The sequence below is a fragment of the Bradyrhizobium sp. MI1.4 genome, assembly GCF_055811315.1.
The window spans coordinates 30,813-55,332 of the sequence record NZ_JBVVPP010000039.1 but is presented as its reverse complement, the minus strand read 5'-3'; the positions used below and the strand labels follow the sequence as shown (position 1 = coordinate 55,332).

At 63.4% G+C, this 24,520-nt stretch carries 22 protein-coding genes; 13 read left to right on the top strand and 9 right to left on the bottom strand.

Annotation, left to right across the window (positions count from 1 at the left end):
- Window positions 1-125: 125 nt before the first annotated feature.
- Entirely contained in the window at window positions 126-953 is an 828-nt protein-coding gene (locus tag AC0L23_RS29555; protein WP_473357656.1) for an NAD(P)-dependent oxidoreductase, read from the bottom strand.
- 121 nt (window positions 954-1,074) lie between these two features.
- On the opposite strand from AC0L23_RS29555, the gene AC0L23_RS29550 reads away from it, so the two are divergent.
- The 6 genes from AC0L23_RS29550 (at window position 1,075) to AC0L23_RS29525 (ending at window position 7,428) form a co-directional block, all read left to right on the top strand.
- The gene (locus AC0L23_RS29550) at window positions 1,075-2,058 is read left to right on the top strand and encodes an ABC transporter substrate-binding protein (protein ID WP_473357655.1); all 984 of its coding nucleotides are present in this window, start codon (window positions 1,075-1,077) and stop codon (window positions 2,056-2,058) included.
- Between the two features lie 78 nt (window positions 2,059-2,136).
- Complete coding sequence (ilvD, locus tag AC0L23_RS29545; RefSeq protein ID WP_377791763.1) at window positions 2,137-3,831, top strand: dihydroxy-acid dehydratase; 1,695 nt, start codon at window positions 2,137-2,139, stop codon at window positions 3,829-3,831.
- 121 nt (window positions 3,832-3,952) lie between these two features.
- Window positions 3,953-4,798 (top strand): ABC transporter ATP-binding protein, encoded by an 846-nt coding sequence (locus AC0L23_RS29540; protein ID WP_473357654.1) that lies wholly within the window; start codon window positions 3,953-3,955, stop codon window positions 4,796-4,798.
- Window positions 4,795-5,580, top strand: a complete 786-nt coding sequence (locus AC0L23_RS29535) for an ABC transporter permease (protein WP_473357653.1) — start codon at window positions 4,795-4,797, stop codon at window positions 5,578-5,580. Before AC0L23_RS29540 ends, AC0L23_RS29535 begins: the two co-directional genes overlap by 4 nt.
- Window positions 5,577-6,344, top strand: a complete 768-nt coding sequence (locus AC0L23_RS29530) for an ABC transporter permease (protein ID WP_473357652.1) — start codon at window positions 5,577-5,579, stop codon at window positions 6,342-6,344. The genes AC0L23_RS29535 and AC0L23_RS29530 overlap by 4 nt, the downstream gene beginning before the upstream one ends.
- Before the next feature lie 37 nt (window positions 6,345-6,381).
- Complete coding sequence (locus tag AC0L23_RS29525; protein ID WP_473357651.1) at window positions 6,382-7,428, top strand: 2,5-dihydroxypyridine 5,6-dioxygenase NicX family protein; 1,047 nt, start codon at window positions 6,382-6,384, stop codon at window positions 7,426-7,428.
- On the opposite strand, the gene AC0L23_RS29520 is transcribed toward AC0L23_RS29525, so the two are convergent.
- From AC0L23_RS29520 to AC0L23_RS29500, 5 genes are read right to left on the bottom strand one after another with little or no spacing between them, the layout of a single operon-like run.
- Window positions 7,425-8,417, bottom strand: coding sequence for a 3-hydroxybutyryl-CoA dehydrogenase (locus tag AC0L23_RS29520; RefSeq protein WP_473357650.1), 993 nt, complete (start codon window positions 8,415-8,417; stop codon window positions 7,425-7,427). The two genes, AC0L23_RS29525 and AC0L23_RS29520, sit on opposite strands and share 4 nt — an antisense overlap.
- Window positions 8,418-8,420: 3 nt before the next feature.
- The gene (locus AC0L23_RS29515; RefSeq protein ID WP_473357649.1) at window positions 8,421-9,509 is read right to left on the bottom strand and encodes an NAD/NADP octopine/nopaline dehydrogenase family protein; all 1,089 of its coding nucleotides are present in this window, start codon (window positions 9,507-9,509) and stop codon (window positions 8,421-8,423) included.
- Window positions 9,506-11,029 carry a class I adenylate-forming enzyme family protein gene (locus AC0L23_RS29510; RefSeq protein ID WP_473357648.1) on the bottom strand — a complete coding sequence of 508 codons (1,524 nt, stop codon included), beginning with the start codon at window positions 11,027-11,029 and terminating at the stop codon, window positions 9,506-9,508. Before AC0L23_RS29510 ends, AC0L23_RS29515 begins: the two co-directional genes overlap by 4 nt.
- A gap of 2 nt (window positions 11,030-11,031) precedes the next feature.
- Window positions 11,032-12,321: an acyl-CoA dehydrogenase family protein gene (locus AC0L23_RS29505; protein ID WP_473357647.1), complete on the bottom strand. Its 1,290-nt coding sequence runs from the start codon at window positions 12,319-12,321 to the stop codon at window positions 11,032-11,034.
- Between the two features lie 12 nt (window positions 12,322-12,333).
- Complete coding sequence (locus AC0L23_RS29500) at window positions 12,334-13,149, bottom strand: alpha/beta fold hydrolase (protein WP_473357646.1); 816 nt, start codon at window positions 13,147-13,149, stop codon at window positions 12,334-12,336.
- Between the two features lie 198 nt (window positions 13,150-13,347).
- Here AC0L23_RS29500 and AC0L23_RS29495 point away from each other — a divergent pair, with 198 nt between their 5' ends.
- The 4 genes from AC0L23_RS29495 to AC0L23_RS29480 all read left to right on the top strand — a co-directional run bounded on the left by AC0L23_RS29495 (window position 13,348) and on the right by AC0L23_RS29480 (window position 18,741).
- Entirely contained in the window at window positions 13,348-14,109 is a 762-nt protein-coding gene (locus AC0L23_RS29495) for an SDR family NAD(P)-dependent oxidoreductase (protein ID WP_473357645.1), read from the top strand.
- A 43-nt stretch (window positions 14,110-14,152) separates the two neighbouring features.
- Entirely contained in the window at window positions 14,153-14,989 is an 837-nt protein-coding gene (locus tag AC0L23_RS29490) for an enoyl-CoA hydratase family protein (protein ID WP_473357644.1), read from the top strand.
- A 94-nt stretch (window positions 14,990-15,083) separates the two neighbouring features.
- The gene (locus AC0L23_RS29485) at window positions 15,084-17,435 is read left to right on the top strand and encodes a bifunctional salicylyl-CoA 5-hydroxylase/oxidoreductase (RefSeq protein ID WP_473357643.1); all 2,352 of its coding nucleotides are present in this window, start codon (window positions 15,084-15,086) and stop codon (window positions 17,433-17,435) included.
- A gap of 55 nt (window positions 17,436-17,490) precedes the next feature.
- Entirely contained in the window at window positions 17,491-18,741 is a 1,251-nt protein-coding gene (locus tag AC0L23_RS29480) for a flavin-dependent oxidoreductase (RefSeq protein WP_473357642.1), read from the top strand.
- A 9-nt stretch (window positions 18,742-18,750) separates the two neighbouring features.
- Here AC0L23_RS29480 and AC0L23_RS29475 read toward each other — a convergent pair whose 3' ends face one another.
- A complete protein-coding gene (locus AC0L23_RS29475) occupies window positions 18,751-19,206 on the bottom strand; it encodes a cupin domain-containing protein (RefSeq protein ID WP_007601580.1) in 456 nt (151 codons plus the stop codon).
- Between the two features lie 29 nt (window positions 19,207-19,235).
- The gene (locus tag AC0L23_RS29470) at window positions 19,236-20,411 is read right to left on the bottom strand and encodes an ABC transporter substrate-binding protein (RefSeq protein WP_473357641.1); all 1,176 of its coding nucleotides are present in this window, start codon (window positions 20,409-20,411) and stop codon (window positions 19,236-19,238) included.
- Between the two features lie 250 nt (window positions 20,412-20,661).
- Here AC0L23_RS29470 and AC0L23_RS29465 point away from each other — a divergent pair, with 250 nt between their 5' ends.
- The 3 genes from AC0L23_RS29465 (at window position 20,662) to AC0L23_RS29455 (ending at window position 23,496) form a co-directional block, all read left to right on the top strand.
- Entirely contained in the window at window positions 20,662-21,180 is a 519-nt protein-coding gene (locus AC0L23_RS29465; RefSeq protein WP_377791776.1) for a MarR family winged helix-turn-helix transcriptional regulator, read from the top strand.
- A gap of 147 nt (window positions 21,181-21,327) precedes the next feature.
- The gene (locus tag AC0L23_RS29460) at window positions 21,328-23,019 is read left to right on the top strand and encodes a benzoate-CoA ligase family protein (protein WP_473357640.1); all 1,692 of its coding nucleotides are present in this window, start codon (window positions 21,328-21,330) and stop codon (window positions 23,017-23,019) included.
- An 18-nt stretch (window positions 23,020-23,037) separates the two neighbouring features.
- Window positions 23,038-23,496 (top strand): RidA family protein, encoded by a 459-nt coding sequence (locus tag AC0L23_RS29455; protein WP_371827135.1) that lies wholly within the window; start codon window positions 23,038-23,040, stop codon window positions 23,494-23,496.
- Between the two features lie 51 nt (window positions 23,497-23,547).
- Here AC0L23_RS29455 and AC0L23_RS29450 read toward each other — a convergent pair whose 3' ends face one another.
- Entirely contained in the window at window positions 23,548-24,519 is a 972-nt protein-coding gene (locus AC0L23_RS29450; RefSeq protein WP_473357639.1) for a CHAD domain-containing protein, read from the bottom strand.
- Window position 24,520 lies beyond the last annotated feature (1 nt).

The following is a 24,520-nucleotide window of genomic DNA, read 5'->3' as shown; positions in this document are numbered from 1 at the left end:
CCCCCTCACCCACACGCCCGCCCCCCCCACCTAGTCCTCCCCGGGCCCGCGCCGGGCGGGGCCTGGCCGCCCCTCAATCGGTGCCGGGCGTGCTCGGCCCGGGGCCCGGGGGGTGACTGCTTGTGCTAGCCGGCGGCGACGGTATCGAGGTCCTTGAGCATCGTAGCGATATGACCAAGCGGCGGTGAGTGTATGCCCTGGACCATCCGCGGCACAAACAGCTGCAACGGAATGGAGTCCGCGAAGCCGCCGGCGAGGGCTTCGGGTAACCGGTTGGCATCGATTCCGGCGTTCACGGCAAGGCGTGTTGCCTCCGCAAGAACGGCCATCGCGCATCCGACGATCACCTGGTTGCACAGCTTTGTGGTCTGGCCGGCGCCGGTCGGGCCCATGTGGGTAAACCTGCGTGCCATGGCGAGCACGTAGGGGCGGACCCGCTCGATATCGCTGGCTTTTCCGCCGGCCATGATGGCAAGCGTGCCTTCCTCGGCGCCCTTGGTACCACCTGACACCGGCGCATCGATCCAGCCCGCGCCATTCGCAGCTAACAATCGCGTTGCAAGGTCTCGTGCGGCGTCAGGATGGATCGACGAGAAGTCGACCACGAGCTTGCCCGCGCCGGGCGCAGTTGAGATACTCTCGGGCCCGAAGATCACCTCTTCCACGGCAGCCGCATCCGTCACGCACATGAAGACGATGTCGGAGCTCTCCATCAAGTCACGGGGCGTGGCTGCGCGCCTGGCACCGGCTTCGACGAGCGCGGCCATCTTCCCTTCCGACCGGTTCCAGACAGTGATCTGATGGCCGGTGTTGAGCAGGCGCCGGCTCATCGGTGTCCCCATCAGTCCAAGGCCGAGATAGCCGAGCCGCTCGACGCCTTGCGGGTTTGTCTTGCTCGCTTCAGCCATAGGTTGCCTCCATCTGCCGCCGCGCGACGCTGCACTACCATACATGGCGTAACTCACGACGAAACCGCCCCGCCTGCATGGCTTGCTTGATTGTTTGAACCATGAAACATTTGCCGCGGTCGGGTTGGATGGCGCCGGTCGGCGCCTGGGCAGCGGAGTGGGCACGATGCGAACCGTTTCGAAGTGGATCCTGGCTTTGGGGGCGGCAGCGGCCGTGAGCGCGAGCGCAGGCTCGTCATCGGCACAGCAGACAATTCGAGTCGGCTGGACGATTCCGGCCGAGGAATCCAAATACTGGATGATGCGCCGCCCGGCTGAGTTTCCCAACATCGGCAAGGCCTACAACATCGAATGGACCCAGTTTCAGGGCACCGCTCCGATGACGCAGGCGTTGGCGGCGGGCGCGCTGGATTGCGCGACCCAGGCGCCGCTGTCGCTCGCCAACGGCGTGGTTGGCGGCAACCTCAAGGCCTACATCGTGGCGCAGCATGTCTTCGAGAAGGCCGGTGGTTTCTCGGTCTACTGGGCTGTCATGGAAGACTCGCCGATCAAGACGATCGCCGATCTCAAAGGCAAGACGGTCGGTATCTCCGTGATCGGCGGCGGCACCCAAGGCCCGTTCAATCTGTTGCTGAAGCAGAATGGCATCGATCCGGCCAAGGACATCAAGCTGGTCGAGGTCGGCTTTGCCGTCTCCGAAGATGCGTTGCGGCAGGGCCGCGTCGATGCGGTCAACATGAACCAGCCATTTGCCGCGCGCGCGGAGGCAAAGGGCGGCACGCGCAAACTGTTCTCGCTGTCGCAGGCGATGCCGAACATCGTGCACATTCTGGAAGCCTGCCGTGCCGATTTCGTCGACAAGAACCCGGAACTCGTCAAGGCTTACGTGCGTGACATTACCTCCGGCATGAAGAAAGCGCTGGCGAACCGGGAAGAGACGTTGAAGGTCGTCAACGAAGTTCTGAAGGCACCTATTCCGGTTCTCGAGACCTATCTGCTTAAGGACAACGATTTCGGCCGCGATCCGGGCGCGGCACCGAATTTTCCCGCGATCCAGAAGATGCTGGACATCTACGCGGAGACAGGGATGCTGCCAAAATTGGATGTCGCGCAATTCAAGCATTCGACGATTGTCGCTCCGCTGCAATAGGCGATCGGGCGAATGAACCGAGCGAGAACGTCGCCGCGTCCAGGATGATCCGGGACGTTGCATGAAGAAGATGCACGTATGAAGAAGCTCCGATCTCGGATCACGACGGATGGCCTCGACCGGGCTCCGCACCGCGCGTTCATGCGCGCCATGGGGCTCGACGACGCTGCGATTGCCAAGCCGATGGTCGGCGTCGTCAGCATGAAGGGCGAACAGACGCCCTGCAACATGACGCACGACTTTCAGGTCGCAGCGGCCAAGACCGGTATCGAAGAGGCCGGCGGCACGCCGCGCGAGTTTTCGACCGTGTCGGTTTCCGACGGTATCAGCATGAATCACGAAGGGATGAAGTTCTCCCTTTTTTCGCGGGAGCTGATCGCCGACTCGATCGAAGCCGTGGTCCATGGTCTCGCCTACGATGCACTGATCGGATACGGCGGATGCGACAAGACGCTTCCCGGCGTGATGATGGGCATGGTCCGTTGCAACGTCCCGTCCATTTTCATCTATGGCGGCAGCGCGCTGCCGGGCCGCATGGACGGGCAGACCCTCACCGTGCTCGACTCCTACGAGGCTGTCGGCAGCTTCATGACTGGAGAGATCGACGGCGCCACGCTCGAGCGGATCGAGCGGGCCTGCCTGCCGACCATCGGCGCGTGCGCCGGCCAATTCACTGCCAACACCATGGGGATGGTGTCGGAGGCGATGGGCCTCACCATTCCCAATGTGTCGATGGTGCCGGGTGTCTATGCCGAGCGCGCGCAGATATCCAGGCGGGCCGGCCGCCTCATCATGGAGATGCTGGAGCGCGGCGGGCCGTTGCCGCGCGACGTCGTGACGCGGAGATCCCTGCAAAACGGTGCGGCGATCGTGGCTGCCACGGGCGGTTCGACCAATGCTGCGCTGCATCTGCCGGCGATCGCGAACGAGGCCGGGATCGCATTCACGATCGACGATGTCGGCGAGGTTTTTGCCAGGACGCCGCTGATCGGAAACCTGCGGCCTGGAGGCAAATATACGGCGAAGGATGTCTACGACGTCGGCGGCGCTGCCGTGGTGATCCGGGAGCTGATCCAGAGCGGGCATATTGATGGCAGTTGCCTGTCGATCACGGGCCGTACACTTGCCGAAGAGTATGGCGCCGCCAACCCTCCTGACGGAGAGGTCGTTTACGCGGCTCGCGCGCCGATCATGCCAGATGGCGGTGTGGCAGTGCTGAAGGGAAACCTCTGCCCTGATGGTGCGGTGATCAAGGTCGCGGGGCTGAAGAGCCAGTTGTTCGAAGGCGTGGCGCGCATCTTCGAAGACGAAGAAGCTTGTGTCGCAGCGGTTCGCGACCGCAGCTACAAGGCGGGCGATGTGCTTGTGATCCGCAATGAAGGGCCGGTGGGTGGCCCCGGCATGCGCGAAATGCTCGGCGTCACCGCGCTGATCTATGGCCAGGGCATGGGCGAGAAGGTGGCCCTGATCACGGATGGACGGTTCTCCGGCGCCACGCGCGGAATGTGCATCGGCTATGTGTCTCCCGAGGCCTTCGTCGGCGGTCCGCTGGCGCTGGTACGCGATGGCGACAGGATTCGGATTGATGCCGCGAACCGGCGGATGGACATGCTGATCGACGAGCAGGAACTCGCTGCTCGCCGACACGATTGGAAGCCGCGTCCGCCTCGTCACCGTGCCGGTGCCCTCGCCAAATATGCGCGATTGGTTGGCCAGGCACCGGGCGGAGCCGTCACGCATGAGGGCCCGGCAGAATGGCCCTGGTTCGGATGACGCCGCGAAGCTGGCCCCAAAAAGCCGTTGGTCTGGCAAGTTTCTTGCTAAGCTCGCGTCGCTGACGGAGGATGTTCAGCAAGCCTGTTGCGCAGGGTTCGCGCGAATGAAGTGAGACGGGATGAAGGTAGTGCCTTCGAGATCGAGCGAATGGGTGAGACCGGTGACGCCGCAAAAACCGGCTTCTGCAATCATCGAGATCGAGAGCGTCTCGCAGGTATTTCAGACCTCGGCGCGCAAGGACCATGTGGCGCTATCGGACATCTCGCTGGCGATCGAGGAGGGAGCCTTCGTCTCGATCCTTGGTCCGTCCGGCTGCGGCAAGTCGACATTGCTTTACGTCGTCGGCGGCTTCGTCAGCCCGACCAGCGGCTCAGCGAAGATCAGGGGACGGACGATCACGGGACCAGGGCCGGATCGCGGTCCGGTATTCCAGGAGTTCGCGTTGTTTCCGTGGAAGACCGTGCTGGGCAATGTGATCTATGGCCCTCGCCAGCAGGGCGTGCGCACCACCGAGGCGGAAGCACAGAGCCGAGCCTTGATCGAAATGGTCGGGCTCAAGGGCTATGAGAACTTCTATCCCAAGGAGCTGTCCGGCGGCATGAAGCAGCGCGTGGCGCTGGCTCGGACGCTGGCTTACCATCCTGAGGTTCTGTTGATGGACGAGCCGTTCGGCGCGCTCGATGCTCACACGCGAACGCGGCTGCAGAACGATCTGTTGAACATCTGGGAGCGTGATCGCAAGACGGTGCTGTTCGTCACGCATTCTGTGGACGAAGCAGTTTTCCTGTCGGACAAAGTCGTGATGATGTCGAAATCGCCCGGCCGCATCCGCGAGGTGATCGACATCGATCTGCCGCGGCCGCGCCGCCGAAGCGAGCTGCTGCTGGACCCTCGCTACCAGAAATACGTCGTCGATATCGAGCGCATGTTCGACGAGGTCGAAGATACGGGATCGGCGTCATGACATCGCTGACGGCCCTGGCCAAGCGTGCCGCGCCGGTGTTTGCCTGCATCGGGCTTCTTGCGGCATGGCAGGTTGCGTCACTCGCGCTGAAGAACGACAGCTTCCCGACGGCGATCGAGGCAATCCGTGCAATCCCGGACATCCTCGGAGACAAGGAAGCGCTAATCAACATCCTGGCCTCGCTCCGCCGCATGGCGGTCGGGTTTGGCATAGCGGTGTCGGTTTCGATCCCACTCGGCCTGTTGATGGGCCGCAGCCGGGCCGTCGCGGCTTTCTTCAATCCGCTCCTGATGGTGATTTACCCGGTGCCGAAGGCAGCGCTGATGCCGATCATCATGCTGTGGCTCGGCGTCGGTGACATCACGAAGACGCTGGTGATCTTCCTCGGCGTCAGCCTGCCCGTGATCTATCACAGCTTCGAGGGCGCCAGGGCGGTGGAAGAGAAGATGCTGTGGTCGGGCGCAGCGATGGGACTTTCGCCTGCGCAACGGCTGGTCCGGATCGTACTGCCGGCGGCGCTGCCGGAAATCTTGGCCGGTTGCCGCACCGGACTCGTGCTGGCGCTGATCACGATGATTACCAGCGAGATGATCGCGCGTCAGTCCGGCGCCGGCAACATCTTGTTCAACGCGCTCGACATGGGCCAATACGACACCGTCTTTGCGATGATCATCATCGTCGGCGCGATGGGAATCTGCCTGGATGCAATCTTCGAGCGGGTCCGCGCAAGGCTGGTGCGCTGGTCCGAACCGCAGTTCGACTTGCCCTTGAGCTTCTCATGATGCCGCAGCTTCGCTCCACCAGCATCATCCTTGGGCTCGCGCCGATCGTGCTGGTGATCGCGCTGTGGCAGGGCCTCGTATCATTTGGCTTCGCGCCTGCGGTTTTGCTGCCGCCGCCGGGATACGTCTTCGGCAGGCTGTTCCAGCAACTCGTGACATGGACGTTTCAGCAGGAGATCGCGGCGACCCTGATCCGGTTGTTTGCCGGCTTCGCGATTGCGGTCGTGCTCGGTGTCAGCATCGGCATCGCCGCCGCCGCCAGTCCGACTATCAACGCCATGGTCCGGCCGATCGTGCGCGTGCTGGCGCCGTTGCCCAAGGTCGCGCTCTATCCAGCATTGCTGCTGCTGCTCGGCTTCGGTCATGGATCGAAGATCACCCTGGTGGCGGCGGATGCACTCTTTCCCATTTTGTTGTCTACCTATTACGGCGCTTCAACGGTGGAGCAGAAGCTGATCTGGTCGGCCATGGCGGCGGGAACGCCGCGCTATCAGATCCTGTTCAAAGTGGTGCTGCCGGCGGCGATGCCGTCAATCCTGACCGGTTGCCGGATCGGCCTTGTCATTTCCTGCATCGTGGTGTTTCTGGCGGAGATGATCACGTCGAGCGACGGGCTCGGACATGTCCTCGTCACGGCGGCTCGGACCTTTCAGGCCGTGGATATGTTCGTGCCGCTGATCACGATCTCGCTGCTGGGCCTGATCCTCAATGGCCTGCTGGGGGCCGTGCGCGCGTATCTGCTGCGGGGCTTCCCCGAAGCATGAACTGACGAAGAAGAAACAGGAAGACCGGGAGTAGACCATGCTGGCTGATCGCATCGAGGCAAAATGGATCGACGCATTTTGCGAGATTTTTGTGCGATGCGCCGTCAAGGCCGGCGATACCGCGGCGATCCTCTCGGAAACCCAGTCACGTGCGTTGAATGTTCAACTGGCGGAGCTCGCGCTGCTGCGCATGGGCGCGCGACCGTTCCACGTCGTCATGCCGACCCCGCGTAACCGGAATATCGTTCCGGTTCGCTCGACAGGGGCGAGCGAGGCGATCCAGCGGCTCGGCCCGGTGATCACCGCGCTTCAACAGGCCGGCTTTGTGGTGGATTGCACCATCGAGGGCCTGATGCACGCGGTGGAGACACCCGAGATCCTCAAGGCCGGCGCGCGCATCCTGGTAATCTCCAATGAGCATCCCGAGGCGCTGGAGCGGATGGTGCCGGATCCCGCGCTCGAGAAGCGCGTTCGCGCGGCGGCGAAGATGCTGCGCGGGACCCAGCGGATGCGGGTGACGTCAAAAGCCGGCACGGCGCTCGACGTCGATATGGTCGGAGCTTCCACGGTCGGCGTGTGGGGCTGGACGGACAAGCCCGGGACGCTGGCGCATTGGCCCGGCGGCATCGTCGTCAGCTTCCCCAAGAGCGGAACGATCAATGGCACGCTGGTGATGGCGCCCGGCGACATCAATCTGACCTTCAAGCGTTACCTGACCTCGCCGGTGAAGATGACGCTGAAGGATGATTATGTTGTCGAACTGGAAGGCGAAGGCACTGATGCCGCAATGATGCGCGCCTATCTTGCCGCCTGGGGCGATCGGGAAGCCTATGCGGTATCGCATGTCGGCTTCGGCATGAATCCGGCCGCGCGCTACGAGGCGCTGTCGATGTATGACCAGCGCGACACCAACGGCACGGAAATTCGTGCCGTCTCCGGCAACTTCCTGTTCTCGACCGGTGCCAACGAATTCGCCGGCCGTTACACGGCGGGCCATTTCGATCTGCCGATGATGGGGACGACGATCGAGCTCGATGGCATTGCCGTGGTGCGCGAAGGTGTGCTTCAGGACGTCTTCGGCTAGTTCCGATCGAGCACGGGCGGACGAGCCAGGTCAAAGTGACGGAGCAGGTCGACCATGGCCTGAAGCCGTTTTGTCCGATAGGCGTCGACGTCCATGCCTGAATAATCCAGAAAGCCTGCGCCCGTGCGCAGGCCGATCCGGCCCTCGTGCATGTTCCGCGAAATGACCTCCGGTGCACGATAGCGGTCGCTGCCGAGCGCGCCTTCGAGATAGCGGCTGGCATAGTAGAGGATGTCGCCGCCACCCCAGTCGATGAATTCGAGCAGCCCGAGCACGGCGTAGCGGAAGCCGAAGCCGAAGCGGATCGCCTTGTCGATCTCCTCGGCGCTGGCGACGCCTTCCTCGACCATGCGCGCGGCCTCGTTCATCGCCAGCGCCTGGATGCGCGGGACGATGAAGCCGGGTGTGGCTGCGCAGACCACCGGCACCTTGCCGATGCCTTCGAGCAGCGCCTTGACCTCCTCGATGATGCCTGGATCGGTGGCCTTACCGGGCGAAACCTCCACCAGCGGAATCAGGTAGGCCGGATTGAGCCAGTGCACATTGAGGAAGCGGCGGGGATTTACGATCGCGCCTGAGAGGTCGTCGACGAGAATGGTCGACGTCGTTGATGCGATGATGGTATTGGGGCCGACTTGCTTTGAGGCGGCCCCCAGCACGTCCCGCTTGAGCTCGACGATCTCGGGGACGCCTTCGAAGACTATTCCCGCATCGGACAGTGCCGCATCGCTCTGGCTGGCCGGCACCACCGAGACCCGCGCGATCAGCGGATCGACGTCCGCCTCGATCAGTAGCCCCAGCTTCGCCAGGCTGGCAAAGATCTTCCTGATTTCGCCGAGCGCATCTGCCTCCAGCCTGACGAAATCTTCCGCTGAACGGGCCTTGATGTCGATCATTGTGACCGTATGCCCGGCGTAGGCGAACGCGACGGCGATGCCGCGGCCCATGCGGCCGGCCCCGAGACAGGCGATGGTGGCTCGGCTGGTCATCGGTCAAAATCCCTTGCGAAGAAGCGTCTGCAAAGCGGCCTTGTCGAGATTGCCGAGCCCCAACGTCTCGAGGGTCCGGCCGCCTTGCGCAAAATCCTCACCGCAAACTGCGCCACCAATGGCCAGGAATGCTTTGGCCAGCGGCGTAGCCACGCCCGCCAGGGCAGCGACGGAGACCAGCAGCGACAGCCCGAGCCGCAAATCTTCTCTCATGTAGCGATGCTCGGTCAGCACGATCTGCTCGCGCCAGTCGCCGGAATCGGTCAGCCGGTCATGCGAGCCGCGGCCATACATCCACACCTCGCCTTCCCTCGCGTAATGATGGGCGAGCGGAAAATGCGGTGCGCCATATCCGAGCGCTTCACGCACGGCGATCCGTTCGGCATCGAGCGCGTCGGTGACCCGGCGAATCGCGGCTTGCGTTCCTTCCTTATGGATGTCCCACTTTTCGAAGTGCTCGATCGGGCCTGCATTCATCACGATCAGCGGCGGATGGATAATCGGGCCTGCGTTCATCAGCGCACCGGAGAGAGCATCTCCGCACGGCTCGATTGCGCCGGGGAAAGCCTGTCCAATCACCTCAAGTGCGCGCGGCGCCTGATCGAGCGGGAAAACGCCGACCGGCAGTCGCTTGGCGCGGATGGTGATCGCGACCTCGAACGGCCCGTGCTTGCGGGTGAGCCAGGGCAAGGTCCCGGTCTCGGCAAAGCACGCCTTGGCGTGGTCGCCCGGAGCCCGCGCAGCCTGGGCGAAGATCATCGAGCCGAACGTGGCCGGCGGCAAAAACACAACCTGTCCATCCCGCAGATGGGGAGCAAGCAGGCGCGCGATATCCGTCTGCGCGAAGGCGGGGGCGGGGCACAGGATCAGCTCTACGCCCTTGACGGCCTCGGCGATGCCGGTCGTCACCAGCGCCAATTTCACGTCGTGACGGCCGTTATGATCCTTCACCAGAATGCGCGAGCCGGCGGCGCGATGTGCTGCGACCTGATCCGCGTCGCGGCGCCAGAGCCGGACCTCATGTCCTGACAGCGCAAAATCGCCCGCGGCCGCGAAAGAGCCGTTTCCCCCACCCAGAACCGCAATCTTCAAGATGCTTCTCCTTGCGCGCGCGATTGCGCATCAAGCTGCTTCAGCAGGAAATGCTGGACCTTGCCCAGCGCGGTGCGCGGCAGGTCGGTGACGAAAATGATGTCGCGCGGAACCTTGTAGCGGGCGAGTTGGGCCTGAAGATGCACTTTCAACGCGTCTGCTTCGAGCCGACAGCCGGATCGCGGGATCACATAGGCGATAGGGACCTCGTCCCAGCGTGGATCGGGCCGGCCGATCACGGCGCATTCGCTGACATCGGGATGTTCGAGCAGGACGCGTTCGACCTCCGCCGGATAGACGTTCTCACCGCCGGAAATGATCATGTTCTTCTTGCGGTCGCGCACCCAGAAATAGCCGTCCGCGTCGCACAGGCCGATATCGCCGGTACGATACCAGCCGTCGTGCAGCGCATCGCGCGTGGCGTCAGCATTGCCCCAATATTCGAAGAACACGTTGGGGCCGCGCACCGCGATCTCGCCCGGTGCGCCCGCCGGCACCTCGTTGCCGGCCTGATCAATCACTTTCGCTTCGCAGCACAGGCCGGCAAGTCCGGTCGATCCCGCGCGCGAAAGATCGCCACCAAGCCGGGTGTAGACTGCGATGGGACAAGTTTCCGTCGAGCCGTAGACCTGAAGCACGGGTACGCCGCGCGCCACGAAGCGGTCGATCAGATGCGGCGGCACGATGGTCGAGCCGGTCGCGACGGCTTTAAGTGACGAAAGGTAGGTCGTGGGCCAGGCGGGATGCTCGCTCACCGCCTGGATGATCGCCGGCACCATCACAGTCAAGGTCGGCCGTTCCCGTTCGATGGCTGCAAGCGCGGTGTCCGGCGTGAAGCGCGCGTGAACCGTGACCGTCGCGCCCAGCTGGAGCGCCGCCGTCGTCTGGATGTTGAGGCCACCGACGTGGAAGAACGGCAGCAGCGTCAGCACATGGTCATCGGACGTCATGTTGTGCATGTGCTGGCTCATGACGCCGTTCCAGAACAACGCCTCCTGGCGCAGCACCGCGCCTTTCGGTCGTCCGGTCGTTCCCGATGTGTAGACAATGAGGAGCGGGCAGGAGAGATCGGTGTGCGGGTTGCGGCCGGTGCCCCGGCTTCGGGCCAACAGGTTTTCGAACGTCGTACCGCGAGGCGGCTCGAAATCGAGCCCGACAATTGCAGTGCCCTCGAGCTCGGCAAGAATTCCCTCAAATGCCTGCTCCAGCACCAGGACCTTGGCGCCGGCATCATTGAGGATGAAAAGCTGCTCGGCGACAGCCAGCCGCCAGTTCAGCGGCACCAGCATCGCGCCGAGCCGCGCGCAGGCATAGAGCAGAACCAGATAATCCGGCCGGTTCAGGCTGAGGATCGCAACGCGGTCGCCCCGACCTACGCCGAGCTCCTGCTTCAATGTCGCCGCCGTCCGCTCGATGCGTGCCGCGAACGCTGCATAGCTCAACCGTTCGCCTTCGAAGGCAATGGCCGTCTTGTCTGGCGCGAACGCCGCGTTGCGATCGATCAGACTGCAGAGATCCACCGTCAGTCGTCCGTTTCGCCGGACTCGTACAGCGCCTCGCGCCCGATCCGGTCGAGGCAGAGCTCGGCTGTCCAGGGCAGCATCAGCGAGCCGCAGCGGCTGTCGCGATAGATCCGCTCGAGCGGCAGCGAGCGGAGCATGGCCTGACCGCCACAGGTGCGGATCGCGAGCGCGGCGAGCTCATTGGCGCCCTCCATCACCGAATATTGCGCGGCATAGGCGCGCAGCACCTGCTCCTTGCTCGGGTTGGCGCGCGCCTCGGTGACCGCCTGGAACCAGATCGCCTTGATCTGCTCGAGCTTGATCTGCATCTGCGCGACCGCAATCTGCTTGGTCGGATACATCCTGCGCTTGACCGGCGGCATGCCTGGTACTTCGCCGCGCAAATATCGCACGGTGAAGTCATAGGCGGCTTGCGCAAGGCCCATATAGGTCGGCGACAGCGTCAGGAACATATGCGGCCAGCGCATCGCGGCCTGGAAATAGACGCCCCGCGGCATCAGCGCCGAATCTGCCGGCACGAACACGTCCTTGAACAGCAGCGTGCGCGAGACTGTTCCGCGCATGCCGAGCGGATCCCAGTCGCCGACGACCGAAACGCCTTCCGATTTTGCAGGAATGGCGAGGTAAAGCGTATTGCGGCGGGAAGCCTTCTCGCCTTCCTCGATCTCGGTGCAGAGAACGCCGTAATAGTCCGCATGGCCGGAGAGTGATGCAAAGATCTTCTTGCCGTTGACGATCCAGCCGCCCTCGATCGGCCGTGCTTCCGTGCCGAAAGCGACGCCGCCTGCCGCTGCCGCACCGCCCTCCGAGAAGGGCTGCGAATAGATCGCGCCATCCTCGACGATGCGCTTGTAGTGGACTGCGCGCCGCTGCTCGTGCTCGGCGCGAGTCTCTGCATCCATGTCGAGATCGTCGGCGAGCGGGCCCGACCACAGCGTCGAGCAGACATGCATGTTCCAGGTGAGCGCAGTCGCGCCGCAATAGCGGCCGATTTCGGCTGCCGCGAGGGCGTAGGTTTGATAATTCGCTCCGAGCCCGCCATGCTTCTTGGGCACGGCAATACCGAGCAGGCCGACGCGATGCAGGTCGCGATAATTCTCGGACGGGAAAATCGCCTCGCGATCGTAAGTCGCGGCGCGGTCGGCGAACACGCTCTGGCCGATCTCGCGCGCCCGGGCGATGATGCCGGCCTGCTCGTCGCTCAGTCGGAATGCGACGGGATCGAAGATCGGTGCATCCAGCGCGACCTTGTCACTCGCGCCGATGGTCTTGCTGACTTGCATGGTCATTGCGCAGTCATCCTACGTGTTGATCGCGACGGAGTTCAGGAACCGGCCGAGAGCCTCGCCAAAGGCATCGGGGCGCTCAAGGTTTGCAAGATGGCCGACACCGGCCAACTCGACATACCCGGCAGATGGAATGTAGGTCGCCGTCTTCGCCATCATTGGGGCTGGTGCGTTGTTGTCCTTGGAGCCGGACAGCAGCAGCGTCGGGATGGAAATGTCCTTGAGGGTGCTGCGTTGGTCGAAGCCAATCAACGCCAGCATCATGGCGCGATAGCTCGCCTCGGGCACGCTTGCCATGCACTCGCGTGCAAGCTCCATTCCCCTGGGATCAGGATCGTCGCCCACGAGTTCCTTCACCAGCGAGGGCGCCAGCGACTTCATCGTTTCGCCGCGATCGAGCGGCCCGAGCCGTGCGGCGATAAATGATTTCTGCCAATCGCCGTCGGCCTTGCCGAAGGCCGGGCTGGTCTGCGCCAGCACGATCGCGCGCGCCAGGTTTGGGGAGTGCACCAGCCATTTCTGGACGATCATGCCGCCGATGGAATGCCCGACCAGAATTGGCTTCCTAGCACCAAGCTGCTCGATGAATCGCTGAAGCGCATCCGCCAGGGCAGCGATGCTGACGCTGGGGAGCGATGCCGACCCACCATAGCCAGGCATGTCCCATGCAATCGCGTGGAAGCGGTCACCGAATGTGGCAAGCTGCTGCCGCCAGGCCCGTGCCGCACCGCCGATGCCATGCAGGAAAATCAGAGGTGTCCCGCCCGGATCGCCCGCGGCTTCATAGGCGAAGCGGCCGTCCTTTGTTATCATTAGCGCAGGCTGCGACACGCGACATCCTTTTGCTCGGCCCTTCGATGCTAACAGGCCTGTGAGGGATGGGAAGAGATAATTTTATACTTAAAGCAATTTTCGGGCCGGTCTTCGACGTGCGGCTGTTCGAGGGGCCGCGTCGAGCTTCGTTTGCAAAAGTTTGAAGGTTAAAATATATCGGGAAGAGCGATCAGCAGAATGCAAGGAAGCCAGCGCATGTCCGGATTACCGCATTCGCCGCACGCGCTGGTGACCGGTGGCGGTCGCGGCATCGGTCGCGCCATCGCAGCAGCGCTCGTCGAGGCCGGTGCCACGGTGACCGTCCTTGGGCGGAACGCTGCGACGCTCGAGGAGGCTGTCAGCGCAGGGGCAGCACATTTTGCGGCTGTCGCCGACGTCTCGGACGAAACCTCAATGAAAGTCGCCATCGCTCAAGCGAGTGCGCGGCAGCCGATCGATATTCTGATCGCCAATGCGGGAAGCGCCGAGTCCGCGCCGTTCGCCAAATCCGACAGCGCCCTGTTCACGCGCATGATGAACGTCAATTTCATGGGCGTGGTCCATGCTGTCAGCGCTGTGCTGCCCGGGATGAAGGATCGTCCCTATGGTCGTATCGTCGCGATCGCGTCCACGGCGGGGCTCAAGGGATACGCCTATGTCAGTGCTTACACCGCGGCCAAGCACGCTGTGGTCGGTCTCGTGCGGTCTCTCGCTCTCGAGATGGCCGGCAGCAACGTGACCGTCAACGCGGTGTGTCCCGGCTTCACCGACACAGATCTGGTCGCCGGCAGCATCGAGAACATCATGAAAAAGACAGGGCGTAACCGCGAGCAGGCCATTGCCGAGCTCGCGAAACATAATCCGCAAGGGCGATTGATCTCTCCTCGAGAGGTCGCGGATACCGTGCTCTGGCTGTGCGGCGAGGGCGCCGGCGCAATCACCGGGCAGGCAATCGCTGTTGCCGGTGGTGAGATTTAGCGCGCATGGCAAAGGCGCGGAGCAAGGAAGCCAAGGAGATCGTATGAGCAGACCAGCCAATCCCGTGAGCTTACCGCTTGCGGACTATTCGCCGCAGCACTTCCTGCTGGCCGTAATCGATGGTGTTGCAACCGTGACGCTCAATCGTCCGGAACGAAAGAATCCGTTGACCTTCGAGAGCTATCGCGAACTGACCGATTTCTTTCGCGCCTGCGCGTTCGACGATGCGGTCAAGTCCATCGTCATGACTGGCGCTGGTGCCAATTTCTCGTCCGGCGGCGATGTGTTCGAGATCATCGGACCGCTCGTGAAGATGGACACCAAGGGGCTGACGGCGTTTACGCGGATGACCGGCGATCTCGTCAAGGCGATGCGGGCCTGCCCGCAGCCGATCGTTGCCGCGGTTGAAGGCATCTGTGCCGGCGCGGGCGCGATCATCGCCATGGCATCGGACATGCGGCTTGCGGCGAGCGGGGCCAAGGTCGCGTTCCTCTTCAACAAGGTCGGCCTTGCCGGTTGTGACATGGGCGCCTGCGCGATCCTGCCGCGGATCATCGGACAGTCCCGCGCCTCCGAGTTGCTCTACACCGGCCGGTTCATGACTGCGGAGGAGGGCGAGCGCTGGGGCTTCTTCAGCCGCCTCGTCACCCCGGAGCAGGTGCTGCCCCAGGCACAAGTGCTCGCCAAGCAAATCGCGGAGGGACCGACCTTCGCCAACACCATGACCAAGCGGATGCTGGCCATGGAATGGGCGATGTCGGTGGAGGAGGCGATCGAGGCGGAGGCTATTGCTCAGGCGCTGTGCATGACGACGGCCGATTTCGAACGGGCCTTCGAGGCCTTTGCCAACAAGGTCAAGCCGGTCTTCAGGGGCGACTAAGCCGGGCTTTGCCGGCAGCCTGCCGCAATGGGGACTTGCGCGCAATTAGTTTAGGCTTAAAATAGTTTCGGCGGGTTGAATTGGCGAGGCTCCCATGAAAGTCGCGATCATCGGTGGCGGACCTGCGGGTCTCTACGCTGCAATCCTGCTCAAGAAGCAGCGACCGAGCGCCGAGATCGCGGTATACGAGCGCAACCGCGCCGACGACACCTTCGGCTTCGGCGTGGTGTTCTCGGACGCCACGCTCGATAATTTCGAGAAGCACGACCTTCCGAGCTACCGCCGCATCACCCAGGAGTTCGCCTACTGGGATGACATCGCCGTGCACTTCCGCGGAACGGTCCATCGGGTCGGCGGCAACGGCTTTTGTGGCTGCTCGCGGCAGAAGCTGCTCCTGATCCTGCAGGCGCGCGCGCGCGAACTGGGTGTCGTCCTGAATTTCGAAGTGGACGTCGAGGATGAATCCCGCTTCGCCGACGCCGATCTCATCCTGGTCGCTGACGGCATCAACAGCCGCTTCCGCGACAAATACGTCGATCATTTCGCGCCGGAAATCGACCTCCGTGCCAACAAGTTCGCCTGGATGGGCTCGACCAGGCCGCTGGATGCCTTCACCTTCATCTTCCAGGAGACGGAGTGGGGGCCGTTCATCGCCCATGCCTATCAATATGAAGCCGGCCACTCGACCTGGATTTTCGAGACCGATCCGGAGACGTTCGAACGCGCGGGGCTGACGGGGCTGAACGAGACCCAGTCGGCTACGCGAATGGCGGAGATCTTCGGCTGGTTCCTCGATGGGCACCAATTGCTCACCAACCGCTCGACGTGGCGCAACTTTCCGATGATCCGCAGCAAGCGCTGGGTCAAGGACAACATGGTTCTGCTCGGCGACGCCAAGGCGAGCGCGCATTTCTCGATTGGCTCAGGCACCAAACTCGCAATGGAAGACGCGATCGCGCTGGCCGAGGCGATGGACAAGGCGCCCAGCATCAAGGCGGCGCTGGACGTCTATGAGCACGGTCGCCGCGAGGAGGTCGAGAAGACGCAGCACGCCGCCGACGTCTCGCTGGTTTGGTTCGAGCATGTCGACCGCTTCTGGGATTTCGATCCGGTGCAGTTCGCCTTCGGCGTGATGACTCGCTCGAAGGCGATCACCTATGACAATCTGAAACTCCGCGCCCCCGACTTCGTGGCTGAAGTCGATAAGTCGTTTGCTAAGCGTGTTCGTGACAGCGGTTTCGACGTCGACACCGAGAAGCCGATGGTGCCGCTGTTCCAGCCATTCCGGCTGCGCGAGATGGAGATCGTCAATCGCGCCGTGGTGTCGCCGATGTGCATGTATTCGGCGAAGGAGGGCATGCCGACCGATTTCCACCTGGTGCATTACGGATCGCGCGCGATCGGCGGCGCCGGCCTGATTTTCACCGAGATGACCTGCGTTGCCCGCGACGCCCGCATCACGCCGGGCTGCGCAGGACTGTGGAATGACGAGCAGGAGGCGTCCTGGCGGCGCATCGTGGACTTCGTCCATGCCAATTCAGCCGCAAAAATCTGCCTGCAATTGGGGCACGCCGGGCGCAAGGGTGCGACCAGGCTGATGTGGGACGGCATGGATCGTCCGCTTGAGGAGGGCGGCTGGGAGGTGTTCTCGGCGTCGCCGCTGCCCTATTTCCCCGACAGTCAGGTTCCGCGCGAGCTCGACCGGGCCGGCATGAACGTAGTGAGAGATGCTTTCGTAGCGTCGGCCGAGCGCGGCGAACGCTGCGGCTTCGACATGCTGGAATTGCACAGCGCCCACGGCTATCTGCTTGCGAGCTTCATCTCGCCGCTGACGAACACCCGCACGGATGAGTATGGCGGCTCGCTGGCCAATCGCCTGCGCTTCCCGCTCGAAATCTTCGAGGCGCTGCGGGCCGCGTGGCCGTCGCACAAGCCGATGTCGGTGCGCATTTCCGCGACCGATTGGGCCGAGGGTGGCATCGGTGGCGACGACGCGGTGGCGATCGCGCGCGCCTTTGCCGAGGCCGGCGTCGATCTCGTCGACGTCTCGACCGGGCAGACCGTGCGCGATGCGCAGCCGATCTATGGCCGCATGTTCCAGACCCCGTTCTCCGACCAGGTCCGCAATGAGGCGCGCGTGGCCACGATGTGCGTCGGCAATATCACGACGGCGGACCAGGCCAACACCATCCTGGCTGCGGGCCGGGCGGACCTCGTTGCGCTCGGGCGGCCGCATCTAGTCGATCCCTTCTTCACCATGCGGGCGGCGGCTTGGTACGGGGCGGACGACGCGTTCTGCCCGCCGCAATATCTTCCCGGAAAAGATCAGATTTTCCGCAACAGCGTGCGCGACCGGCAGGATCTCGAGGAGCTGAGAATTAAGGCTAAGCCTAAGACCCGGGCCGAGCTCAAGGCGGAGGCGACAAAGCCGCTTGCGGCGGAGTGACCGCCCGTGCGAATTTGGCCGCGTTGCCTGGTGTGTACCGAGTGGAGTGAGGGCGATGAAGGCGATTATCGTCGGTGGCGGTATCGGTGGTCTCACCACCGCATTGATGCTGCGCTCGCGGGGCCTCGCTTGCGAGATTTTCGAGCAGTCCGACACCATCCGCGAGCTTGGCGTCGGCATCAACACGCTGCCGCATGCCATGCGCGAGCTGGCAGGCCTCGGTTTGCTCCAGCAGCTTGACGATGTCGCGATCCGCACCGACCAGCTCTATTACCTCAACCGTCACGGCCAGGAAGTCTGGCGCGAGGCTCGCGGCATCGACGCCGGCCATGACGTGCCGCAATTCTCGATCCACCGCGGTCGACTTCAGGGCGTCATCCATCGGGCTGTCGAGGAGCGGCTCGGGCCGGAGGCCATCCACACTGGCTGCCGCCTCGGTGCCTTCACGCAGGACGAGAGCGGCGTCACCGCTTACTTCTTCGACCGCTCAGGCGCGCACATCCATACCGCGCGCGGCGACATTCTAATTGGTGCCGACGGCATCCATTCGCGGGTCCGTGACACGCTCTTCCCGAGCGAGGGGCCGCCATGCTGGAACGGCCTGATGCTGTGGCGCGGTGCGCGGGATTGGCCACTGTTCCTCACCGGCAAATCGATGATCGTGGCCGGCGGGCTCAACGCTAAGGTTGTGATCTATCCAATCGCGGAGGGATCGAGCCCGGCGAGCCGTCTCACCAACTGGGCGGTGCTGGTGAAGGTCGGCGAGGGCAATGCACCGCCGCCACGAAAGGAGGACTGGTCGCGGCCGGGCCGGCGCGAGGAGCTGGTGCCGCATGTGGCGCGCTTTTCGGTGCCCTACGTCGACGTGAAGAGCCTGATTTCGGCCACGCCCGAGTTCTACGAATACCCGACCTGCGACCGCGATCCGTTGCCCTATTGGTCATCGGGCAGAGTCACGCTGCTCGGCGATGCCGCGCATCCGATGTATCCGGTCGGCTCCAATGGCGCCTCGCAGGCGATCCTCGATGCGCGCTGTCTCGCTGACGCGCTGGTGCGCGCCGAGCATCCGCGCCAGGCATTGCTTGAATACGAGAAGAAGCGCCTGCCCATGACCGCGGACATCGTCCGCTCCAACAGGCGTGGCGGTCCCGAGGGCGTCATCGACGCCGTCGAGCAGCTCGCGCCTGATGGTTTCGACAATGTCGACAACGTGCTGAGCTATTCCCAGCGCGAGGCGATCGTGCGCGGCTATGCCACCAAGGCTGGCTTCGCCGCAGTGCCGGGACTTGCGGCGGTGCGGGCTTAAGATGCCCTGCTAGCCGCCGGGAGGTGGCGGCAGGAAGTGGATGTTGAACTCGGCGGCCATCGCCACCACGTCCTCGGGCTTCTGTTCCTTCATGTTGTGGAGGCCCCAGAACAGGTCGAACAGCTTGCGGGTCGGTGACACCCAGAACAGCACCTTCGCGGTCTGCTCCGATTTGTTGAAGATGCCGTGCGGCACACCCATGCCGAGCCGGATTAGGTCGCCCGCGGTCGCCTGCGACTCGGAATTGCCGAGCATGAAATCGAGCTTGCCCTCCAGCATATAGAGATATTCATCCTGGTCGGGATGGATATGCGGCGGCACGAACGTGCCCGGCGGCAGCGTCGCATGCCAGGAGAAGCTGTGCTCCGTGTTGCTCTTCGGCACATAGGTCTGGCCGAGGATGTTCCAGGAGATGCCCTGGATTCCCTCATTGGCCCGTGTAATGCCGGTGATTTCGCTCTTCATTGTGATCCTCCCTCAACGCGCCGTGCGGCTTAGTTCGCCGCCTTGCAGTCCTTGGCGTAGCGGTCGCCGTAATTCTCAAAGACTTTCTGAACGATCTCGGTCTGGAACTTGCCGTCCGCGCGCTTGGCGACCTTGGTCAGGTAGAAATCCTGGATCGGATAACCATTGGTGTTGAACTTGAAGGCGCCGCGCAGCGAGGTGAAGTCGGCCTTTTTCAGAGCGGCCGCGACCGCATCCTTGTTGGAGAGATCGCCCTTCACGGCTTTGACGGCGCTGTCGATCAGCATCGCGGCATCATACGCCTGGAAGGCGTAGGTGCCGGGCACGCCGTTAAAGGCGGCCTCGTAGGCGGCGACGAACTTCTTGTTCTGGGGATTGTCGAGATTGGGCGCCCAGTTCGCGCCGCCGAACATGCCGACCGCCGCGTCCTGTTGCGCCGGCAAGGTCGATTCATCCACGGTGAAAGCGGAGAGCACCGGAATGCTGTCGGCGAGGCCGGCCTGCTTGTATTGCTTGACGAGATTGACCCCGAGGCCGCCGGGCATGAACGTGAAGAGCGCATCCGGCTTTTGCGATGAAATCTTGGAAAGCTCCGGCTGGAAGTCCAGCGTGTTGAGCGGCATGTAGGATTCCTCGACGATCTCACCCTTGTAGTCGAGCTTGAAGCCGGCGACCGAGTCCTTGCCGGCCTGATAATTCGGCACCATCAGATACATGCGCTTGTAGCCGCGATCCTGCGCGACCTTGCCGAGGATTTCGTGCACCTGATCGTTCTGATACGAGGTCACATAGAAGAACGGGTTGCAATCCTTGCCGGCAAAAGTGGATGGGCCGGCATTGGGGCTGATCAGGAAGGTTTTCGATTCCGTCACCGGCCGGTGGATCGCCTGAAGGATGTTGGAGAAGATCGGGCCGACCACGAAGTCGACCTTGTCGCGCTCCAGAAGCCCCTTGACCTTGGTGACCGCTGCGTCCGGCTTCAATTCGTCGTCGACCACGACGACCTCGACTTCGCGGCCGCCCATCTTGCCGCCGAGATCCTTGACCCCGAGCGCAAAGCCGTCGCGAACCTGTTGGCCGAGTGCAGCGGCGGGTCCCGACAGGGTCACGATCACCCCCAGCTTGATTTTCTCCTCGGCGAGGGAAGGGCTCACCGCGGTGCCAAGCAGCAAGGCGGCTGCGGCCAACGTCATTTGCGTCTTCATGATCTGTCCCCCGTGACAACAGGACTTGCGCTGCAAGCCGCTACTCCAATCCAAGTTTATGCCGATGATTGCTGCCGCGGCAAGCGAGCTCAAAGCGTCGTCATCCGGCGGGCAGCGGTGCATGCAAGCGGCGCGCCAATTATTTGAAGCCTAAAGAAATCGGCATGCGGTCGATTGTTGCGGCTTTACGCTTGCAGCCGGCGTCGATTTATTTGAAGCTCAAAACGTGGGGGATCCGTGCCGGGCGCCAATGCCGGCCGTGAGTGACTGCATCAACATGCTCGATTCCGAGACCAAGGCCGTCGAAACTCCGGAGGATCACGCCGAAGAGCTTCGGCTGTGGCTACGCCTCTTGACCTGCACGACCCTGATCGAGGGCGAGGTTCGTGGCCGGTTGCGGCAGCGCTTCGACGTCACATTGCCCCGTTTCGACCTGATGGCGCAGCTCGACAAGGCACCCGACGGCATGACGCTGTCCGACGTCTCCAAGCGCATGATGGTCTCGAACGGCAACGTCACCGGTCTGGTCGAGCGCCTCGTGGAATCCGGTCATCTCGACCGCCGCACGTCGGAGACGGACCGCCGCGTCCAGGTGATCCGGCTGACTAAACTCGGTCGCGCCGAGTTTCGCAGAATGGCCACGGAACACGAAACCTGGATCGCCGATCTCTTCGCCGATCTGACGCCGAAGGATGTGCGCGAATTGATGCGGCTGCTCGCCAAGACCAAGGCATCGGCGCAGAAATCGGCCGCTCGCCGCCGGGCGTAGGTCCGCGGCTGAGGCACCCACCAATCCCGTTTGCCGCCGGAAAAAGCACGGGATGCCCAAAATCCGCTATTGCGCGAAATTGCTTTAAGCCTAAAATGTTTCCGAGTGAGTGCTGCCGGGTGCTTTCCATGCTGAAAGGAGCGTGCGATGGCCAACGCCGCCAAGGTTCAAATCTCGGGTTCGCATGACGACAATGCCGCGACAGCCCATGTCGATGCGTTCGCGCGGCAGCATCTTCCGCCACGCGAGCTCTGGCCGGAATTCATCTTCACACGACCGGAACTGCAATATCCGCCCCGCCTGAACTGCGTCAGCTATTTCCTGGACCGCTGGGTCGAGCAGGGACATGGCGACGCTGCCTGCGTGATCAGCCCCGCCGTCAGCTACACCTATCGTGAGCTGCAAACGCTCGTGAACCGCATCGCCAATGTGCTGGTCGGCAAGCTTGGTCTCGTCACCGGCGGGCGCGTGCTGCTTCGCTCGGCCAACAATCCGATGATGGTCGCGACCTATCTGGCGGTGATCAAGGCCGGAGGCATTGTGGTGGCGACGATGCCGCTCTTGCGCGCCAAGGAGCTGTCCTATCCTATCCAGAAGGCGGAGATCACACTCGCGCTCTGCGATGGCAAGCTCGCCGACGAAATGGAGAAGGCGAAAGCCGCAGCCCCCGGCCTCAAGCGCGTGGTCTATTGGGGCAACGGCAGCGGCGACTCGCTCGAGGCGCTGATGGGGGATGCAAGTCCGGAGTTCAAAGCCGTCGATACTGCATCCGACGACGTCTGCCTGATCGCGTTCACGTCGGGCACGACCGGCGATCCCAAGGGCACCTTGCATTTCCACCGTGACATGCTGGCGGTCTGCGATGGTTATGCGCGCAACATCCTGCGGGCGGAGCAGAAGGATCGCTTCGTCGGCTCGGCACCGCTCGCCTTCACGTTCGGCTTCGGCGGCGTGCTGTTTCCGATGCACATCGGCGCCTCCTTTGTCGTTCTGGAGAAGACGGCGCCCGACGACATTCTGAATGCGATCGAGCAGTACAAGACCACGGTCTGCTTCACCGCGCCGACCGCGTACCGGGCGATGATTGGCAAGCTTCCGGGCCGCGATATTTCCTCGCTTCGCAAATGCGTGTCCGCCGGCGAGACGCTGCCCAAGCCGACATTCGATGCCTGGCTGAAGGCGACCGGGATCAAGCTGATGGACGGCATCGGCTCGACCGAGCTGCTGCACATCTTCATCAGCGCGACCGAGGACGAGATCCGCCCCGGTGCGACGGGCAAGCCGGTGCCGGGGTATGAAGCGAAGATCGTCGACGATTCCGGCAATGATTTGCCGCCGGGCACGATGGGACGGCTCGCGGTCCGCGGGCCGACCGGATGCCGCTATCTCGCCGACGAGCGGCAACGCAAATACGTCCAGAACGGCTGGAACATCACGGGCGACACCTATCTGATGGATAGCGACGGCTATTTCTGGTATCAGTCGCGCTCGGACGACATGATCGTGTCGGCCGGCTACAACATCGCAGGCACGGACGTCGAGGCGGCGCTGCTCACGCATCCCTCGGTCGTCGAATGCGGGGTCGTCGGCGCGCCAGACGAGGCGCGCGGCATGATCGTGAAGGCCTATGTCGTTGCCGCGCCGGGCGTAACGCCGGATGCCGAGCTCGTGGCTGCGTTGCAGGAGCATGTCAAACGCGAGATCGCGCCATACAAATATCCGCGCGCGATCGAGTTCGTGACGCAGCTACCGAAGACCGAGACCGGCAAACTAAAGCGCTTTGCCCTGCGGCAACTGGCGCAGACCGCGGTGCCGTCCTCCGGCGTCGCGGCGGAATAGAAGGATAGAAAATTGTCAGTGACCACGCCGAAAGGCCCGCACCTCGCGGTGCTGCCGACAACAGCCGAGGATAAAACCCGCTCCAGGGCGCAGGTGCTCCAGCCGTCCGGTTGGCCGGTACCGAAAGGCTATGCCAACGGCATGGCCGCCGAGGGACGCATCGTCGTCACTGGCGGCGTCATCGGCTGGGATGACGAGGAGCGTCTCGCGGAGGGTTTTGTCGCGCAAGTGCGCCAAACCCTAGGCAACATCGCGGCGATCCTCGCGGAGGCCGGCGCGCAGCCCGAGCATCTGGTGCGCCTGACCTGGTACGTCGTCGACATGGACGAGTACCTGACGAACCTGAAAGAGCTCGGCAAGGCCTACCGCGCCATCTTCGGCGCGCACTACCCGGCGATGGCGCTGGTTCAGGTCGTCCGGCTCGTCGAGAAGGCGGCGCGCGTCGAAATCGAAGCCACCGCCGTCATTCCGCGCTGAACCGACGGCTGGCCCAGCTCGTCGTTTTTAGGTTCGCCTTGGCGAGATCACCTAGTCCTCAGGCTCCGCATCCGGCGCAAGATCGGCGGAGCGGAACGGCTTGGCCTTGTCGAGTTTCCGGTAGGCGCGCGAGGCGGTCCGCAACAGTTTCTTTTCGCGCTTGCGGTTGAGGAAGCGAATGCCAGCCTCGGGGACGGCCTCGTTCAATGACGCCGCCAAGGTTTGCCCTCGCGCATCGTCATTCAATCGCCCGAGGGACTTTTGCGCCTTGCGCAATTGCTTGAGGATCGACTGTTGCTTTGTCAGCGACTCGTCTGCGAACAGGTCCTCGAGCGACTCGATCGAATAGGTCAGCCGCTTGTTGAGAAGCCGCAGCTTGTGCCGTTTCTCGACGTCGAGCTCGCGCAATTTTCGCGCTTTCTTGAGCAGCGTCTTTTCCCATTCCGTGAGTTTCGCTGTTGCGTGGTCGGCGAGCGTGCAGCGGCGTAGCCTGATAGCTTCCTTGCTGCGCCGGGTCGACCAGGGGCCGCTCTCGATCCAGGCTGACGTCTGCGCGACGAGATGGCGATACCGCGCGGATTGCAGCGCGCGCGCCAACTGGCGATGGCTCTCGGCGCGCTTCTCGTCCCAGTGCTGGAGCTCGGCAATCACGGTCAACTCGCCGCCACTTTCGGCGATGACCCGCTCGATCGCCACGTCGAGGTCCCGCACCATGCCGAGCTGGCTGTTCAGCCATTTCAGTTCGGTCCAGACCTCCGGCCGAAGGGCGTCGTCGACCATCGGCGAGAAGAAGCGGATGGCGGTGCGCAGATGCGTCAGTGCAATCCGGATCTGGTGCAGTGCCTCGGGATCGCCGCGGCAGGTGCCGTCATGCTGGGCGCGAACGGCGGCGAGGTGACGGCGGGCGATGATCCGGAACGCCGTGTCGCAGACCATGCCGGGGCTGAGGCGGCCGGGCAGGGCATTGCGCCTCGCCGCAGGCTTGACGCGCGCGGCCGTCGAACTCGTGCTGGGTCGCGCCATT